The organism is Salinibacter sp. 10B, assembly GCF_002954405.1.
Classification (GTDB): domain Bacteria; phylum Bacteroidota; class Rhodothermia; order Rhodothermales; family Salinibacteraceae; genus Salinibacter.
Genome location: NZ_MQWC01000004.1, coordinates 1,179,708 through 1,195,040, shown reverse-complemented (window position 1 = coordinate 1,195,040; position 15,333 = coordinate 1,179,708). Strand labels below are relative to the sequence as shown.

The following is a 15,333-nucleotide window of genomic DNA, read 5'->3' as shown; positions in this document are numbered from 1 at the left end:
TCAGGTGTTGTGTTGAAGGGGAAGGCGGTCGACTCCGTGCGATAACTGTCTACTTCTTCTTACCTGCTCGGCAAAACTCCGGAGCCTCCACGGTCAGTGCGCATTTCACCGGTTGATCGCCGCCACGCAATACGCATTACGCAATACACAGCCCATGTCCCAACATCCTCCGATTGGGGAAGTCGAAGGAAAAGCCGAAGCGGTGGAGAAGATGTTCGACACCATCGCGCCTCAGTACGACTTGCTGAACCGCGTTCTTAGCTTCGGCATCGATCAGTATTGGCGAACCCGGGCGATTCGACTGCTGGACGATGAGCAACCGACACGGGTGCTCGATGTGGCGACTGGGACCGCCGATCTTGCCATCAAGGCGGAGCAGATGCTGCATCCCCGGGAGGTCGTGGGGATCGATCTTTCTGCTGAAATGCTTGCCTACGGACGGACGAAGATTGACCGACAGGGGCTGTCGCCGCGCATCTCGCTCGTGCAGGGAGACGCGCAAAACCTGCCGTTCGGGGACCACTCGTTTGACGCTGCTATGGTCGCGTTCGGGGTGCGCAATTTTGAAGATCTGAACGCGGGGCTGAGGGGCATTCGGCGCGTATTGCGGCCCGGCGGACGGCTGGTCGTGCTGGAATTCAGTCGGCCCCGCACGTTTCCGATCAAGCAGCTCTACGCCTGGTACAGCCGTCACGTCCTGCCCCGTATCGGCGGTACGCTGAGTCCGGATGCGGGCGCCTACGAGTATTTGCCAAACTCGGTGGCGGAATTCCCAGATGGTACCGACTTTCTGGACCGGATGAACGACAGCGGGTTCGCCGAATTGCTTTGGGAGCCCCTCACCTTCGGCATTGCGTCGCTCTACCGTGGCACTGTTCCACAGTAGTCGTCACGCCCGGTTCTCATGGATACGATTGAAGTGACTCTTTCCGTGCCGCTGTTGGAGCACGACCGGTATATCGGGGTTCTCTCCGATTGGGCCACAGGCTTTCAGCAGACCGATTCCACGCTCATTGCCTACGTCCCGGTGGAGGAGTGGTCGGGGGCCCTCCGGGAACGAGTGGCAGCGCGCCTGCGGGCCGATGGCTATACGGATGCCCTGGAGGTCCGGGTGCTGGGCGAGCGCAACTGGAATGCGGAATGGGAGGCGTCCCTCACCCCGGTGCGGGTCGGGCCGTTTCTGCTGTGTCCGACGACGGGCGAGGAGCGGGAGGATACGGAGGCGACCGTGCTGCGTATCGATCCAAAGCAGAGCTTTGGCACGGGACACCACGCCACCACGCGGCTCGTGCTCCGACTGCTTGCAGGGACTGTGGCATCGGGCGATACGGTGATCGACGTGGGGACGGGGACGGGGGTGCTTGCGATTGCCGCCGCCCGGCTAGGGGCATCTTCCGTCCTGGGAGTCGACATTGAACCGGGAGCGGTCCAGAATGCACGGGAGAATGTGGCACAGAATGGCGTCGAGGACCGAGTGACGATTCGGGAGGGATCGATTGACACTGTCCCCGCTGACCGCAGCGCGGATGTTATTGTCGCCAATATGACCCGGCATCCCCTCCTTGAACTGCTTCCGGATCTTGGGCGTCGACTCTCCGGTACCGGTCATCTTCTACTTTCGGGGCTTCTTACGAGTGATCGGCCCGACATAAGGGAGGTACTTCACGAATTGAATTTTGAGATCGACGGCGAGCATACGGAGGACGGATGGTGGGCCGTTCACTGCACGAGGGGGGCGTAATCGGTGGGGGCTCCATCACGCTTTACGCATCACGCATAACGCTTTTCCTTATGCGCTTCGCCACGATCGATATCGGCACCAACACGGCCCAGCTTCTCGTGGTGGAGAGCGAAGAAAACACGCTGCGTCGCGTGCATGCCGTAGAGCGGTTCGTGCGACTGGGCGAAGGGGTCGATACGAGTGCACGCATAAGTCGAGCCGCACAACGCCGACTACTCGCCACTCTTCGGGAGTACAAACAGACGGCACAGGAGCAGGGCGCGACGAGCATTTTGGTGGCCGGAACGAGTGCTCTCCGAGACGCCACGAATCGACAGGCTGTCGTCGATCGCATTCACGATCATCTCGGGCTTTCTGTTGAGGTTCTTTCCGGCGAAGAAGAGGCTGCCTGGAGCTTTGCAGCGGCCTGTTCGGCGTTCGACGATCTCACAGGGGTGTGCTTAGTCGTCGATATTGGCGGCGGCTCCACGGAGCTGATTTCCGGCACCAATCCGTCTCAGCACACACTGGACTATGCTGAGGCGATGACGGATCGGGTGAGTCTCGATGTGGGCTGTGTTCGCCTGACCGAGCGGTGTTTTTCGTCGCAGCCCCCCACGGCAGAGGAGATCGATCGGGTCGAACATCTCATCGACACGACTCTCAACAACACGGTACTTTCTGTCGGTCCGGATCCAACCCTCATTGGAACGGCCGGCACCGCCACGGCCCTCGCGCTCATCCACGCCGGTCCGGAGAGCACGTGGGATGCCCTGCACGGCGGACGCTTCGTCCTATCCCAGAATGACGTTCGTCGGTGGCGCACCCGACTGCTTGAATTGAGCGTCGAGGAGATTCGGGCGCTTCATCCAGACGCGATGGAAGGACGGGCGGACGTGTTTCCGATCGGCGTCATTTTGCTAGATCGCATTCTGTCGCACTACGCCCGCTCGTCCCTGCGCGTAAGCCCGTATGAGCTCCGGCACGGGCTCGCGCTCCGGGCACTCGCCGCTACCAGCGAACAGACATCAGGGTGACCCCAACCGAGGGAGGGTGCCGAGTGGATCGATGGAGGCGGAGTTGAACCGTTGGTGAGGCGACCGACCACTCCCCTTCGGCACGACGCAGCAGGCCCCGTTGTGATCGTTGGTGTAAGGCCCCGAAGAAGGCTCCGGTGGCCGATCCGAGGACCACTCCCGTGCCCACGCCTGCCAGTCGAGCGGAGGTGCCCCGGTGCAGTTGGTTGGCAATCACATAGCCGATCACGCCGAAGACGAACTCCCCAATGCCGGCGCCGATGTACGCATCGCGCCGATTCCGATCGATGCCGCTCATCTCGACAGCCCCGAACGGCCCCCCGGAGAGGATTGCGGCGACGCCCAGCAGGGCCAGCACTGAGGCTGCCTCTCCGGCCTCCTGGTCGACGTCGGGGGAGCTTTCCGTTTCGGGGTCCACGGAGGCGGAGGCAGCTAGCAACAGGAGTCCCGTCCCTGTGCCGATGCCAACGCCAAAAGTGCCGCCGAGCAGGGCGCGGCCGAAGTGGGGAGACGGGCGTTTTTCCTGGAGAGGGAGAGGCGCATCCGGGGGCGAGGGGCGGACGCGGAGGGCATGTGCGTGAACTTTCTCCACTGGCATGAGCGTCAGGCCCCGAGGAGCAGCGTCGATCGGGAGGGGGGCGAACGGCTGAGCAGACGCGCCGCCACACCCAAGCAGCAGGGCACAGAGAACGATCGAAACGAGACGGACGGGAGGCGACATGGAGACAGGTAATAAGATCATCAAGCGAGTAGAATACCAGTCCTTACTTCTCGCTTAATGAGTCGCTGCAAATGCAAGCGACGTAACATCTGCCCGGCCGTCCGTTTCATTTTCAATTCCCGCCCACAAAGCGATCGACGAACGAAAAGGCGTCGCCGTCGAAGAGCCCCTGGTCGCTGAGCTTGAGCTGCGGAATGACGAGGAGCGCCATGAACGAGAGCGTCATGAAGGGCGCGTCCATGGGGCTGCCCAACTCGTTCTGCACGAATCGGCTGAGCTGCGTGTAGCGGCGGGCCACGGCGTCGTGCGGCTGGTCGCTCATGAGGCCGGCGATGGGGAGTGGGAGCACGTGCGAGGGGCCAGTCCCGACCGCACTGATGCCGCCCCGCTCCTCCATAATCGCATTTACGGCCTCGGCGAGGGCCGCGTCGCTCGTGCCCACCGCCAGAAGGTTGTGCGAGTCGTGGGCGACGCTGGAGGCAAGCGCGCCGTCGTCCAGGCCGAAGCCGCGAATGAATGCGATCGCAGGCGGTGCCTCGGTGTACCGGTTGACGACGGCCAGCTTCAGCACGTCGCGGTCCGGGTCGGCCACCGCTGCTCCGTCCTCGACCGGCGTATCGACGATCGTCTCGCCCGTCATCAGTTGATTGTCAACGGCGGTAATGACGCGCATTCGGTCAGATTCTGCCTGTACCTGAAAGTCCGCGGCCTCCACCGGGCGTGCTTCAAACTGATTGACCACCTCAGAGGAGACGCGGTCGATGTGGGAGAGGCCGTCCTCGGCCACGAGGCGCCCCTCCACGTACGTGCGCTGCACGTTCATCGCGTCCAGGTCGTCCACCACGATGAAATCCGCCGCGTCCCCTTCACGCAGCAGGCCCACGTCTAGCCCGTAGTGCTCAACCGGATGTACGCAGGCGGTGCGGAGCACGTCGAACCGATCGTAGCCCCGGGCCAGCGCCCGGCGCACCAGCGTGTCGATGTGGCCGCGAACCAGGGCGTCCGGATGTTTGTCGTCGCTGCAAAACAGGAGGCGATCCGGCGCCTCGTCCATCAGCGGGATGAGCTCGTCGAAGTTTTTTGCCGCCGAGCCCTCGCGGATGGCGATCTTCATGCCCGCCGCCAGTTTCTCGCGGGCCTCTTCGATCTCGAAGCACTCGTGGTCGGTCTCGATGCCGGCACTTGCGTATGTTTCCACGCCATCTCCCCGTAACCCCGGGGCGTGTCCGTCGACCGGCTTGCCCCGTTCATGAGCGGCGGCAATCTTCGCCATCACGTCGTCGTCGCGATGGATGGCGCCGGGGTAGTTCATCATCTCGCTGAGGTACGGCACGTCGTCCCGGTCGAGAAGAGTCGCGACGGCATCCGGGCCCAGTTCAGCTCCACTGGTCTCAAAGGGCGTTGCGGGGACGCAGGAGGGGGCGCCGAACGCGAAGTGAAAGGGCACCTGCCGTCCGTCCTCGATCATGTACTCCACGCCGTCCACCCCAAGCACATTGGCGATTTCGTGCGGATCGCTCACGGTGCCGACCGTGCCGTGGGGCACGGCGGCCCTCGCAAATTCCGATGGCGGCAGCATCGAGCTTTCCACGTGAACGTGCGCATCGACGAAGCCGGGCAGCAGGTATCGGTCCGGTACGTGCTTCGCCGGATCGATTCGTTCAATAGTGCCATTCCGAACCTGAACGGTTGCCGGACGGATGTCGCGGTCGTGGAGGTCGACGAGGTGGCCGCTGATGGAAAAGCTGTCCGACATGACGGGGCAGGCGTAATTCGAGGGCCGGGGCGTGCGACTCGAAAAGAAGAGCGTGGGGACGGGGGAACGGAGGCGTTCCGAGTGGAGGGATCAGGACACGGAGGTCGGGGTTTCCGTGTCGAACACGATGTCTCCAAGTTCATCGAGAGACGGCGAAATCTGAGGTACGGATTTCGATCGCGCCATCACCTCGGCCAGTGGATCGGGGATGTCGATCTCGTGTCCCACCAGCGGTTCTACCACCTCTGGAAATTTCGCCGGGTGGGCCGTCGCGACCAGCATCCAGTCCCGGTTCTCATTCGGGTCGAGGCGTTCGCGCACCTCCACGGCGGTGGCCGTGTGCGGATCCCACACCGTATCCCACTCGTCGGGTCCGCGCCGGATCTGCTCCTCAATTTCGTCGTCCGTCACGCGCTCGGCCGTGATGGCGTCGCGCAGCGCCTCGGCAGTGGGCCAGTGGTACCGCAGGCGCTCCATGTTGCTGGGGTTGCCCACGTCCATTGCCGTCGCGAGCGTCTGCTGCGTCTCGAACGCCTGGTAGTCGCCCGTCTCCAGATAGTGCGTGACGGGACGGTTCGCGTTCGTCGCAAACACGACCTCCCCGATTGGAAGGCCGCACTCGCGGGCGTAAAGGCAGGCGAGCCCGTTGCCCAGGTTGCCGGAGGGCACAACCACGGTGGGCCGCGTGCCGTGGGCGCGCCAGTGTTGGAGGCTGGCGTGAGCGTAGTAGGTCATTTGGGGGAGCAGGCGGCCGATGTTGATGCTGTTGGCCGAGGAGAGCCGCTTTCGGGACTGCCAGGCGTCGTGTTGGAAGGCCGCCTTCACGAGTTGCTGGCAGTCGTCAAACACACCGTTCACGGCCACGGTCTGGACATTGTCGCTCCAGCCGGTGAGCTGCTGCTCTTGTCGAGCGGACACCTTGCCCTTGGGGTAGAGCACGATCACCTCCACGTTGGGTTTGCGCCAGAAGGCCGCCGCTACGGCTGCGCCGGTATCGCCCGAGGTGGCGACGAGGATGGTGAGGGGCCGGTCGGCGTCCTCATTGAGGCGGGCGAGGCTGTCGGCCAGGAAGCGGGCGCCCACGTCTTTGAACGCAGCGGTGGGGCCGTGAAAGAGCTCCAGCACGCTCGTCCGGCGGCCGACCTCGTGGACGGGGACTGGAAAGCCGTACATGGCCTCACAGATGCTCGGAAGCACGTCGGCAAGTGGATCGTCGTCAGCAAAGGGACGAAGTAGTCGTTCGGCGACGGACTCGATAGTTTCACAGTCCGCAAAGGCCTCGGGGGCGAGGTCGGGAAAGTGCGAGGGGACGTACAGCCCGCCATCAGGCGCCAGTCCCTCCTGCAACGCGGTGGAGAGGGAAACGCTGTGGTCGGGCGTGCGGGTGCTCAGGTATTGCATCGAGGTAGAAGTTGGGGCCGGGGACGCGAGAGGGAGACCGTCGACAGTACGAAAGGGTCCCTCAACGACGAGCGGCGGCCCGCCGAAACCCGACGTGCCGCCGCGAGGAGCGTCGCTCTGTCAGTCGACGTTTAGTTTTCCTCTCCAACGTACGCAATGCGCCAGATGGTGCCGCCTTCGTCGTCGGCCACGAAGAGACCGCCGTCTGGTCCTACGGCGAGTCCCGTCGGTCGGTGGTCAGCGTTCCCCGGGCTTCGGAGTGTATCGACGCCCGTGAAGCCGTCGGCGAAGGTTTCGTAGTCGCCGGAGGGAGTAGAGCCGTTGAAGGGCGTGAAGGTCAGCTTATACCCTTCCTGCGGGAGCGGCGCGCGGTTCCAGGAGCCGTGCCACGCGACAAACGCCCCGCCCTGATACTTCTCCGGAAACTGGTCGCCGTTGTAGAAGAGGACATCGTTCGGGCCCCAGTGTCCGGGGAAGGCCTGAATCGGATCCTCGAACTGGTCGCATCGGCCCACCGTTTCGCCGTCGCCCCCGTATTCCGGGCCGAGCACCTTTGTCTCTTTCATCCAGTCGTAGTAGCAGTAGGGCCAGCCGAAATCGTCGCCGTCGTCCACTTTGAAGAATTCCTCGGCGGGAAGCTCGGCGCTTTCTTCCTGAGAATACAGGTCCGGGAAGAACGACTTCAGCTGGTCGCGTCCATGCTGTGCCGCGTACAGATTGTCCTGCGCATCATTCCACGTGAGGGCCACGGCGTTGCGGATGCCTGATGCGTAGCGGGCGTCCGGCGAGTGGGTCTGGCCGGTGTCGGTGGCACTGTACTGCCAAATGCCCGCGTACTGTTCTAAGAGGGGGCAGGGGTCCTGGCCGGGCGAGCCCTTCGTTCGCGTTTCCTCCATGCAGGCATTCGACGGAGCGCCGACATTCACGTAGAGATGGCCGTTACGGTCAAAGTCGAACGGCTTCACGGCGTGCTGATCCTGTTCGGGGAAGTCCGTCACGATGACTTCCTTGTCGCCGGAGGGGACGAGTTCGTCGGCGGCCTTTTTGTATCGCCAGATGGCCGTATCGGGGCCGAAGTACAGGTAGCCGTTATGAAGGCCGATTCCGGTGCCACCGGTACTACCGATGAAGTATTCCGTCCGGTCTGCTTTGTAGTCGCCGTTGGTGTCGCGAAGGGCCACGACGCCTCCGCCGTTGGTCACTTCGCGAACGGCGGCGTAGACATCGCCGTTGTCCGCCACGGTGAGATGACGAGTAGGGCCTAAGCTATCGGCCACGACTGTGGCGCAGAAGCCTTCGGGCAGTGAGAGGCCGTCATCGTCAGGGTCGCAGACAGAGGCCGTGGGGGCGTCGCCAGACTCATCAGGGTCATTTTGGGTTCCACAGGCGACGAGAAACGCGCTTGCAAGCAAGACGACGAAGAGGGAACGACCTGTCACACGCCAGTGGGCAATACGGGAGGGGGGAGGAGAACGCATGGGAGTGAGGAGAAGGTGGAAAGGAAGGCGAGCACTGAAATCAGCGGAGGCTGATCGTCAGACAAAGGGCGTCCACATAAGAAAAGCGACCGTTGCCACAGGGGCAAGGGCCGCTTTTCTTTTCATATGCTCGGAAAGGGGGACTAGTTGGATCCACCGCCCATAGAGGGAGACTGCTTCTTCATCTGGGCCTTCATGGCTTGCCGGACGCGTTGCTGCAGCGTCGAGTCCTGGCGGGCCGACTTCAGAATCATCTGGACCCGCTGCGGTTTGATGCCTTCCTTCTTGGCCTCCTTCTGCATGATTTTCATCGTCTTCTTCCGCATTGCCATCTGTCGCTTCCGCATCTCACGCCGCGCCTGCGCCTTCTGCGTCGAATCCATCTCCTGCGGGTTGCCGAATTTCTGCTTCATCTCCTTGCGCATCTTCATCCGGTCCTGGCGGGTCGAGGTCCGAACCGTCATCATAATGCGGGCCAGTTTCTGGATCTCCTGGTCGGACACGTCCGAGGAGGAGAGGGTCTGCGCATTGCCCGGCTGCGGCATTTGGCCGAAGGCGAGGGGGGCACAGAAGGCAAGGGCGAGGGTGAGAATGCCGAGTCGGATGGAAGTAAGGGAGCGTCGAGTCATAGTGCGTCGAAGATCTAGCCTGAGGAAATAACGAAACCGAAGGTACTAAACGCGCCCGTAGATCGCCGGTGCGGGCAGGATATAAGCACGAAGCCCCGGTCCGGTGGCAGTGTTTCGCCCCGGTGGGACGTTTGTCCCGAACTTCGCATCGTAGGTGGGGGATAGAGGTGTCATCAAGAAAAAGGCCTCTCACTTTGATGGAGGCGCCGACCTCCGCTTGGGACGGTCGGGGCCGTTCATCAGGGGGTCGGCCTCGTCGAGAAGACCGAGGCTTCTATTTTTTGGTCCGGTCCGCAGTACGAATCGTTCGGGAGGAACCGGACATCGAGGCGAAGCGAAAATGTGAACGCAAAAAGGACGGATCACCGAAAAGGTGTCACGAGTCTGAATCACGCGAGGAGAGACGATTCATCAAGGATGTGGTTTTCGCCGCTTTTCCCGGTAGATCGATATGTTTCGCATCCTTTCGTCAGTTTTCGTGTGCGCTAATTGATTGAAATAGAAAGTCGAACGAAATTGTGAACGGACGTGCATTCACTCTTTCCCCATTCCTTTTTGCTCACGTGAGTCCTTCTTCCGCTTCCGACGACCGCAGCCGCCTCGCGTCCGTCGTTCGCTCCATCGCCACGCTGGCTCAACGCTTGATAAAGGCGGTCGCGGTTCTGGCCGTCACGTCGGGAGGCGCAGGCGTGCTGCTTTGGGGGCTTCTCTGGTGGCCGCTGGGCGATGGATTGCTGCTTCTATTTGGGGCGGCCACTAGTCTCGTTGTGCTTCTCGCTCCTGGGGTAATTCTCGGGATGTTTTACCAGGGGCTTCGCGAGTTGCGCGCGCTCCCGGATCGAATGGCGGAACGGACCGACCGCACCCTTTCGGAGTCGGCAGAGGCGGCCCGATCTGTACGGGCCGAGGCAGCCGACACGTGGAGTGGGCGTCTGTGGGGCATTCTGAAACGGGTGTGGACACTGCGGGCCGTTCTGCTCGAAAATCGCGCCCTCCTCGTTCGGTATGGGGCCCTCCTCCGCTTCGTGACCCCGGGCTTCGTGCTTTTGGTCGTGGGCGCGACGGCCGTGAGTTTTCTGCTGATCCCTGTATCGCTCGGGGCCGGGCTGGTCGTTCTTCTCTGGTGAGCCGTGGTCCGGGTTTTCCCCGTCCCGCAATTTCTGTAACGATGCACTGAGCGCATCCGTACAAGAAGCACTTCTCTTTTCATTCATCCCAGGCCTGCCATGAGCTCTGCTTCCACTGCTGATCTTCTCCGCATTGTGCTCTCTGTCCTGCTGCCGCCACTGGGCGTATTTCTGCAGGAAGGGTTGGGCACGCAGTTTTGGCTCAATGTACTGTTGACGCTTCTTGGCTACATTCCGGGGCTGGTCCATGCCGTTTGGATTATCGCCCGACGATGAGCCCCGACGGGGCTAAATTCAGATCGACGACGGCAGGACAAAATCCAGTTTTTACAGAGGAGAGTCGAGTTTTGGCCGGCGGACGTGTACGTTGAACGTCCGCTCTCCTCCACGGCCCCCTGTTTTGCATGGACGACACGTTTCGCCGCCTCTTACTTCTCATTTTGCTGGTCGGCCTTCTTGGTGGGGTCGAGTACTTCACCGGCATCGATGTTCCGGGATTTGATTTCGACGAGACGGGTATTCGCGTCCCCGAATCGGTTGAGCTGCCAGAGGTCGACATTCCCAACCTTCCGTTGCCCCAAGAGGGAGGCGCGCTCGACACTGAGCCGCAGGGGTCTAGCGTTGAAGGAGAGATTGACGGTCCTCACGTTCGCGTCGTGAGTTGGAATCTCTACAACTTCGGCCGTACGAAAGATGATCAAGAGATTTCGGTGGCGGCCGAAACCTTGCGCGACTTCGACCTCGTGGCCGTTCAGGAGGTTGTCACCTCTCCCCCTGGGGCACAGGCGATCGGCAAGCTTGACGACGCCCTCGATCGTACCGGGTTTGCGTGGGACTACCGTCTCAGCGATCCGACGACCGGTCCCGGCACCGAGCGCTATGCGTTTCTCTGGAAGCCCTCGCGCGTGCGGCTTGTGGGGCAGGCCTGGCTCGAATCGTCACTTGCCGACGCCATCGATCGCGAGCCGTACCTGGCCCGTTTTGAGCACCGAAAAACAGGCCAGCGGATTCTCGTGGCGAGCCTCCACGCCGTCCCAAGTTCGAAGAATCCGGCCCGCGAAGTGGCTCTCCTCGATCGAATTCACCGTCGATACGAGGCGGATCACGTTATTCTGCTGGGGGACTTCAACCTCGATGAGGATGACGCGGCCTTCGACGAGTTGCGTCGTCTTGGCTACCGGGCGGTGCTCGACGACCAGCCCACCAGCCTGGGCCGCACGCGCGATCCGGGGCCCAATGGACATCTTGCCAGTGAGTACGACAACGTCTTTTTTGAAACCGGTCCCCTTCGAGCTGTACGGGGCGGCGTGCTGGACTTCACGCCTCAGTTTTCATCGTTGAAGGAGGCGCGGAGCCTGTCGGATCATCTGCCCGTATATATGGATGTGCAGTGGACCGCTTCCGCCCCTGCGACTCCCTGACGGTGCCCGTGCGGGAGGCCCGAATGGTCCTTTTTTGCGGATCCACTTTTGCCCCTCTGCTTCTCTGCTTGCGTAACGGCTCCTCCGATGCAGGTCCACGCTCGATACACCGACCGGACGCTCGTCGTGTGCCCCACCGGTACCTGGACGCTTCGCAGTCCGATTCCCTCGCTGCACGACGCTGTGGCTGAGGCGGACGTGTCGGGCCCGGTCGATGTGATGGCCTTCGACACCGACGACCTGGAGGGGTGGGACAGCAGTCTCGTCACGTTCCTTTTTGAGGCCGCCGAATTTTGCCGCGAACAGGATGTCGAGCTTCGTACCGAGACCCTGCCGTCGTCGCTTGCGCGCCTCGTGTCCCTTTCGCAGGCCGTGCCGGAGCAGGAGACGGATGAGGAGGTCGACACGGAGGGGCTTCTGGGGCGCCTCGGGCTTTGGGCACTGGACGTGTACGACGAGGTCGTCAACATGCTCACGTTCGTTGGACGAGCGGTTCGGAGCATCATCGGCCTCTTTACGACGCAGGTGCGCATGCGATGGCGCACGTTCGGGGTGGCTCTGCAGTCGAGCACATCGTCGGCCCTGCCCATCGTGACGGTCATCAGCCTGTTGGTCGGGCTTATCATCGCGTTTCTGGGCGCTGTGGTGCTTCGCCGCTTTGGGGCGGACTATTACGTGTCGTATCTGGTGAGCTACGGCATGCTTCGAGAGCTCGGGGCACTCATGACGGCCATCATTATGACGGGACGTACCGGAGCTGCCTTTGCGGCGGAGATTGGAAGCATGAAGATTGCGGAGGAAATTGATGCGCTGAAGACGCTCGGCATCTCGCCCATCGACTTTCTCGTGACCCCACGCATTCTGGCCATCGTGATCGCCATGCCGATGCTCACGGTCTATGCGGATATGCTTGGCATCCTTGGGGGAATGGCCGTCGCCACGACGATGCTCGACCTTACCTATACGCAGTTTTTGACGGGACTCCTGGAGCCTGTGGTGCTGTCCGATGGAATTATCGGGGTTGTAAAGTCGGTCGTATACGGCAGCATTATTGGCGTGGCGGGATGCATGCGGGGGATGCAGACGGGCAACGACGCCTCAGCGGTGGGCCAGGCCACGACGTCCGCGGTCGTGACCGGCATTATCCTGATCGTCCTCGCCAATGCCATTATCGACTGGGCCGCCGCCGTTTTACAGGTCTAGTTCCCCGCCAGGGTTCTCGTCCATCGATCGCTGTTTCCTTCTGCGTTCCTGCGCTTGCTGTGTCCTCCGCCTCCGACGTTCCAGCCATTACGGTTCAGAATCTGACGATGGCCTTCGGGTCCTTTGTTGTGATGCGGGACCTGTCGTTTGAGATTGCGCCGGGAGAAATTGTCGTGATCATGGGGGGGAGTGGGTCGGGGAAGAGCACATTGCTCAAGCACCTGGTGGGACTGCTTCGGCCCTCGGTGGGCACGGTGAAGCTCGAAGGGAATGCGCTGTGGGAGCTGGATGAGGACGAGCGATCGGCGCTGTTGCGCCGGACGGGGGTTCTCTACCAAAAGGGAGCGTTGTGGAGTACGATGACCCTTGCCGAGAACATTGGCCTTCCCCTGCGGGAATATACGACGCTGAATGAGGGAGACATCGACCGCATCGTGTCGCTGAAGCTGGCGCTGGTGGGACTGCGCGGGTTTGAGTCGTTTTACCCCCACGAGATTAGCGGCGGTATGCGGAAGCGCGCTGCCCTGGCGCGGGCCATCGCGCTCGATCCCAACATTCTGTTTTTCGATGAGCCGACCTCGGGGCTCGACCCGGTGAGTGCCCGCCGGCTCGACGATCTGGTGCTCCAGCTGCGGGACAGTTTGGACACCACCATCGTCGTCGTTACGCATGACCTTGAGAGCATCTTTACGATTGCCGACCGCGCGCTCTATCTCGACATCGAGACCAAGACGATGACCGCCCTCGGTCCGCCCGAGGAGCTTCGAAGCAACCCGCCGAACCCGCGTGTGTATCAATTTCTGACCCGGTCGCTTGAGGCTGAGTAGCGCCGGGGCCTGTTTCACTCACCTGCCATTTCATGAGTCAACGCGCCAATCCGACCGTCATCGGCCTTTTCGTCGTGGGCGCCATCGTGCTCGCGATCGTTGGGGTGGGGGCATTGGGGGCAAACCAGATCTTTGACCAGCGCACCACCTTTATCAGCTACTTCGACGAGTCGGTGAATGGGCTTGATGTAGGGGCCCCGGTAAAGTTTAAAGGCGTGCCGATTGGGGAGGTCACCGACATCAAGCTGCGCGTGGACCTGCAAAACGAGACGTTCCAGGTGCCGGTGCAGTACGCCATCAACCTAAAGCCCGTGACGGACACGACCGGGGCGCCGCTCGACCTGGACAACCCGCGTCTCCTCCGGGATCAGATTGGGGATGGCCTTCGCGCCCAGCTTCAACTCGAAAGCATTGTGACCGGCAAGTTGTACGTGGAGCTCACCTACGTTTCGGATCCGGACTCCGTCGTATATGCCCATGCCGGCTCGCCCCATCTCGAAATTCCGACCGAGCTTTCCCCGTTGGCCCGCCTCGGCGAAGAGGCGTCCGGCCTCATGACGAACCTGCGGCGGTTTGACGTGAGCAAAATCAACGAGAACATCATTACATTTCTCGTGAATGCAAACGAGAAGCTGGATGAGCTCGACGCTGAGGAAATCAACCGATCGATCCTTGCGACGATCGAGTCGGTACGGACGGTGGTGGAGTCGGACGAGATTCAGACGGCTGTCAAGGATGCGCCGCGGGTGACGGGGGAACTGCGCAAAACCATTGCTGATGCGCAGGGACTGATCAACGAGCTCCAGACCTCGGTGGACCCAACGGCCGAGGAGGTGAAGGCCACTGGAAAGGAGTTGCGGGCGACCCTGGAGCGGATGCGCCTGACCATGAAGGAGTTTGATCAGACCATCTCCACCGACTCCGGCATCGGCTACGAGATGCAGGAGGCATTGTCAAAGCTCGCCAACGCGGCTGAGGCGCTGCGTATCCTCGTCCAGTCGCTGGAGCGCAACCCGAGTATGTTTATTCGGGGCAAGGAGGCTCCTCCGTCTTCCCCGGCCAATGAACAACAGTAATCACCGTTTTTCTTCGCTCGACCTCGTCACGTGCATGCGCCGGATTGGTCTCTGTCTTTTTGCTGCCGCCCTCATGGGCCTGTTTCTGGTGGGCTGCGTGCAGTTGCCCACCCCTCGTCCCAGCAACACGAGCTATTACCTGCTTGGGAGTGACCTGTCGGCGGATACGACCGTGGAGATGTCGGGGCTTCGCCTCGGTCTTCGGAAACCCCGCCTCCCCGAGTACCTGGATACGCCGACCATCGTGACCCGCCGCGGTCCTAACGAGATCCATTTTGCGGAATTCCACCGGTGGGGGGAAGACCTCGGCCCGGCCCTGAACCGCGTCCTGGCCCTGAATCTTGAGAAACAGTCCGGCATCCAGTCGGCCGAGGTGGTGCCCTGGCCGCGCGGGGTTGGGTTCGACTACGTCGTGCAGTTGCGTGTCTTGCGCTTTGAGGGGGTGGGACCGGCCCCGCCCGGCCCCGATGTGGATGATGATGTGCCCATCCCGGAGGGACACTCGCAGATGATCATCGGCTGGACGGTCTTTGGAACGGAAGGGGATACGGTTCGGACTCGGGGGATCACGCGGCATCGAGAGGACGGGTGGCCTGTCACCGATTTTGCCGATCTCGTTGCCAAGCTCGATACCTCGCTCGTTGTACTGGCGGAGGATATCCGAGACCGTTTGCAGACGCTAGAGCGAAAAGAGCAGTAGAGGCAGCAGAAAGGCGACTCATACGAACTCGCGTGCTCCATTCGGGGGATGTGTGTACGGAATTCCTCCAAACGTCCACACGTTCTCACGTTCATCCCCGAATCCCGCAGGCGGATTCGGGATCCTCCCTTATGGAGGGATCTGTCCTCGTGTACAGGGCAGGAAAGAAGGCGGACGCGTGTCCGGAACGGCCCCACGACGACCCAGGGGATTATCCTACACGACCCTTCTCGCAGG

15 protein-coding genes are annotated in these 15,333 nt (G+C 61.9%); 10 read left to right on the top strand and 5 right to left on the bottom strand.

Annotated features, from left to right (window positions below; genetic code table 11):
• Nucleotides 1-154 precede the first annotated feature (154 nt).
• Genes ubiE through BSZ35_RS05230 form a run of 3 tightly spaced genes read left to right on the top strand, consistent with a single transcriptional unit; the run spans nucleotide 155 to nucleotide 2,757 of the window.
• Nucleotides 155-886 carry a bifunctional demethylmenaquinone methyltransferase/2-methoxy-6-polyprenyl-1,4-benzoquinol methylase UbiE gene (gene ubiE / locus BSZ35_RS05240; protein WP_105011457.1) on the top strand — a complete coding sequence of 244 codons (732 nt, stop codon included), beginning with the start codon at nucleotides 155-157 and terminating at the stop codon, nucleotides 884-886.
• Nucleotides 887-904: 18 nt separating this feature from the next.
• A complete protein-coding gene (gene prmA, locus BSZ35_RS05235) occupies nucleotides 905-1,741 on the top strand; it encodes a 50S ribosomal protein L11 methyltransferase (RefSeq protein ID WP_105011456.1) in 837 nt (278 codons plus the stop codon).
• A 50-nt stretch (nucleotides 1,742-1,791) separates the two neighbouring features.
• Nucleotides 1,792-2,757 (top strand): exopolyphosphatase, encoded by a 966-nt coding sequence (locus BSZ35_RS05230; protein ID WP_105011455.1) that lies wholly within the window; start codon nucleotides 1,792-1,794, stop codon nucleotides 2,755-2,757.
• Here the strand turns inward: BSZ35_RS05230 and BSZ35_RS05225 are convergent.
• The 5 genes from BSZ35_RS05225 to BSZ35_RS05205 form a co-directional block, all read right to left on the bottom strand.
• Nucleotides 2,732-3,478 carry a hypothetical protein gene (locus tag BSZ35_RS05225; protein ID WP_105011454.1) on the bottom strand — a complete coding sequence of 249 codons (747 nt, stop codon included), beginning with the start codon at nucleotides 3,476-3,478 and terminating at the stop codon, nucleotides 2,732-2,734. The two genes, BSZ35_RS05230 and BSZ35_RS05225, sit on opposite strands and share 26 nt — an antisense overlap.
• Before the next feature lie 112 nt (nucleotides 3,479-3,590).
• Nucleotides 3,591-5,234, bottom strand: coding sequence for an adenine deaminase (ade, locus tag BSZ35_RS05220; protein WP_105011453.1), 1,644 nt, complete (start codon nucleotides 5,232-5,234; stop codon nucleotides 3,591-3,593).
• A gap of 90 nt (nucleotides 5,235-5,324) precedes the next feature.
• The gene (gene thrC, locus BSZ35_RS05215) at nucleotides 5,325-6,635 is read right to left on the bottom strand and encodes a threonine synthase (RefSeq protein WP_258096082.1); all 1,311 of its coding nucleotides are present in this window, start codon (nucleotides 6,633-6,635) and stop codon (nucleotides 5,325-5,327) included.
• A 131-nt stretch (nucleotides 6,636-6,766) separates the two neighbouring features.
• Nucleotides 6,767-8,113 carry a PQQ-dependent sugar dehydrogenase gene (locus tag BSZ35_RS05210; protein WP_105011452.1) on the bottom strand — a complete coding sequence of 449 codons (1,347 nt, stop codon included), beginning with the start codon at nucleotides 8,111-8,113 and terminating at the stop codon, nucleotides 6,767-6,769.
• Nucleotides 8,114-8,256: 143 nt separating this feature from the next.
• The gene (locus tag BSZ35_RS05205; protein ID WP_105011451.1) at nucleotides 8,257-8,742 is read right to left on the bottom strand and encodes a DUF4168 domain-containing protein; all 486 of its coding nucleotides are present in this window, start codon (nucleotides 8,740-8,742) and stop codon (nucleotides 8,257-8,259) included.
• Between the two features lie 563 nt (nucleotides 8,743-9,305).
• On the opposite strand from BSZ35_RS05205, the gene BSZ35_RS05200 reads away from it, so the two are divergent.
• The 7 genes from BSZ35_RS05200 (at nucleotide 9,306) to BSZ35_RS05170 (ending at nucleotide 15,096) form a co-directional block, all read left to right on the top strand.
• Complete coding sequence (locus tag BSZ35_RS05200) at nucleotides 9,306-9,869, top strand: hypothetical protein (protein WP_105013732.1); 564 nt, start codon at nucleotides 9,306-9,308, stop codon at nucleotides 9,867-9,869.
• A gap of 99 nt (nucleotides 9,870-9,968) precedes the next feature.
• Nucleotides 9,969-10,145, top strand: a complete 177-nt coding sequence (locus BSZ35_RS05195; protein WP_105011450.1) for a YqaE/Pmp3 family membrane protein — start codon at nucleotides 9,969-9,971, stop codon at nucleotides 10,143-10,145.
• 128 nt (nucleotides 10,146-10,273) lie between these two features.
• Entirely contained in the window at nucleotides 10,274-11,290 is a 1,017-nt protein-coding gene (locus tag BSZ35_RS05190; RefSeq protein ID WP_105011449.1) for an endonuclease/exonuclease/phosphatase family protein, read from the top strand.
• An 87-nt stretch (nucleotides 11,291-11,377) separates the two neighbouring features.
• On the top strand, nucleotides 11,378-12,493 hold the full coding sequence (locus tag BSZ35_RS05185) for an ABC transporter permease (RefSeq protein WP_105011448.1): 1,116 nt from the start codon (nucleotides 11,378-11,380) through the stop codon (nucleotides 12,491-12,493).
• A 107-nt stretch (nucleotides 12,494-12,600) separates the two neighbouring features.
• Nucleotides 12,601-13,320, top strand: coding sequence for an ATP-binding cassette domain-containing protein (locus BSZ35_RS05180; protein ID WP_105013731.1), 720 nt, complete (start codon nucleotides 12,601-12,603; stop codon nucleotides 13,318-13,320).
• 32 nt (nucleotides 13,321-13,352) lie between these two features.
• Nucleotides 13,353-14,396 (top strand): MlaD family protein, encoded by a 1,044-nt coding sequence (locus tag BSZ35_RS05175; RefSeq protein ID WP_105011447.1) that lies wholly within the window; start codon nucleotides 13,353-13,355, stop codon nucleotides 14,394-14,396.
• A gap of 34 nt (nucleotides 14,397-14,430) precedes the next feature.
• The gene (locus tag BSZ35_RS05170) at nucleotides 14,431-15,096 is read left to right on the top strand and encodes a PqiC family protein (RefSeq protein ID WP_219846592.1); all 666 of its coding nucleotides are present in this window, start codon (nucleotides 14,431-14,433) and stop codon (nucleotides 15,094-15,096) included.
• Nucleotides 15,097-15,333: the final 237 nt, after the last annotated feature.

What these genes read in the sequence shown, in the direction of transcription:
- ubiE (WP_105011457.1), top strand. Translation starts at nt 155, where the DNA reads ATGTCCCAACATCCTCCGATTGGGGAAGTCGAAGGAAAAGCCGAAGCG.
- prmA (WP_105011456.1), top strand. Translation starts at nt 905, where the DNA reads ATGGATACGATTGAAGTGACTCTTTCCGTGCCGCTGTTGGAGCACGAC.
- BSZ35_RS05230 (WP_105011455.1), top strand. Translation starts at nt 1,792, where the DNA reads ATGCGCTTCGCCACGATCGATATCGGCACCAACACGGCCCAGCTTCTC.
- BSZ35_RS05225 (WP_105011454.1), bottom strand. Translation starts at nt 3,478, where the DNA reads ATGTCGCCTCCCGTCCGTCTCGTTTCGATCGTTCTCTGTGCCCTGCTG.
- ade (WP_105011453.1), bottom strand. Translation starts at nt 5,234, where the DNA reads ATGTCGGACAGCTTTTCCATCAGCGGCCACCTCGTCGACCTCCACGAC.
- thrC (WP_258096082.1), bottom strand. Translation starts at nt 6,635, where the DNA reads ATGCAATACCTGAGCACCCGCACGCCCGACCACAGCGTTTCCCTCTCC.
- BSZ35_RS05210 (WP_105011452.1), bottom strand. Translation starts at nt 8,113, where the DNA reads ATGCGTTCTCCTCCCCCCTCCCGTATTGCCCACTGGCGTGTGACAGGT.
- BSZ35_RS05205 (WP_105011451.1), bottom strand. Translation starts at nt 8,742, where the DNA reads ATGACTCGACGCTCCCTTACTTCCATCCGACTCGGCATTCTCACCCTC.
- BSZ35_RS05195 (WP_105011450.1), top strand. Translation starts at nt 9,969, where the DNA reads ATGAGCTCTGCTTCCACTGCTGATCTTCTCCGCATTGTGCTCTCTGTC.
- BSZ35_RS05190 (WP_105011449.1), top strand. Translation starts at nt 10,274, where the DNA reads ATGGACGACACGTTTCGCCGCCTCTTACTTCTCATTTTGCTGGTCGGC.
- BSZ35_RS05185 (WP_105011448.1), top strand. Translation starts at nt 11,378, where the DNA reads ATGCAGGTCCACGCTCGATACACCGACCGGACGCTCGTCGTGTGCCCC.
- BSZ35_RS05180 (WP_105013731.1), top strand. Translation starts at nt 12,601, where the DNA reads ATGGCCTTCGGGTCCTTTGTTGTGATGCGGGACCTGTCGTTTGAGATT.
- BSZ35_RS05175 (WP_105011447.1), top strand. Translation starts at nt 13,353, where the DNA reads ATGAGTCAACGCGCCAATCCGACCGTCATCGGCCTTTTCGTCGTGGGC.
- BSZ35_RS05170 (WP_219846592.1), top strand. Translation starts at nt 14,431, where the DNA reads ATGCGCCGGATTGGTCTCTGTCTTTTTGCTGCCGCCCTCATGGGCCTG.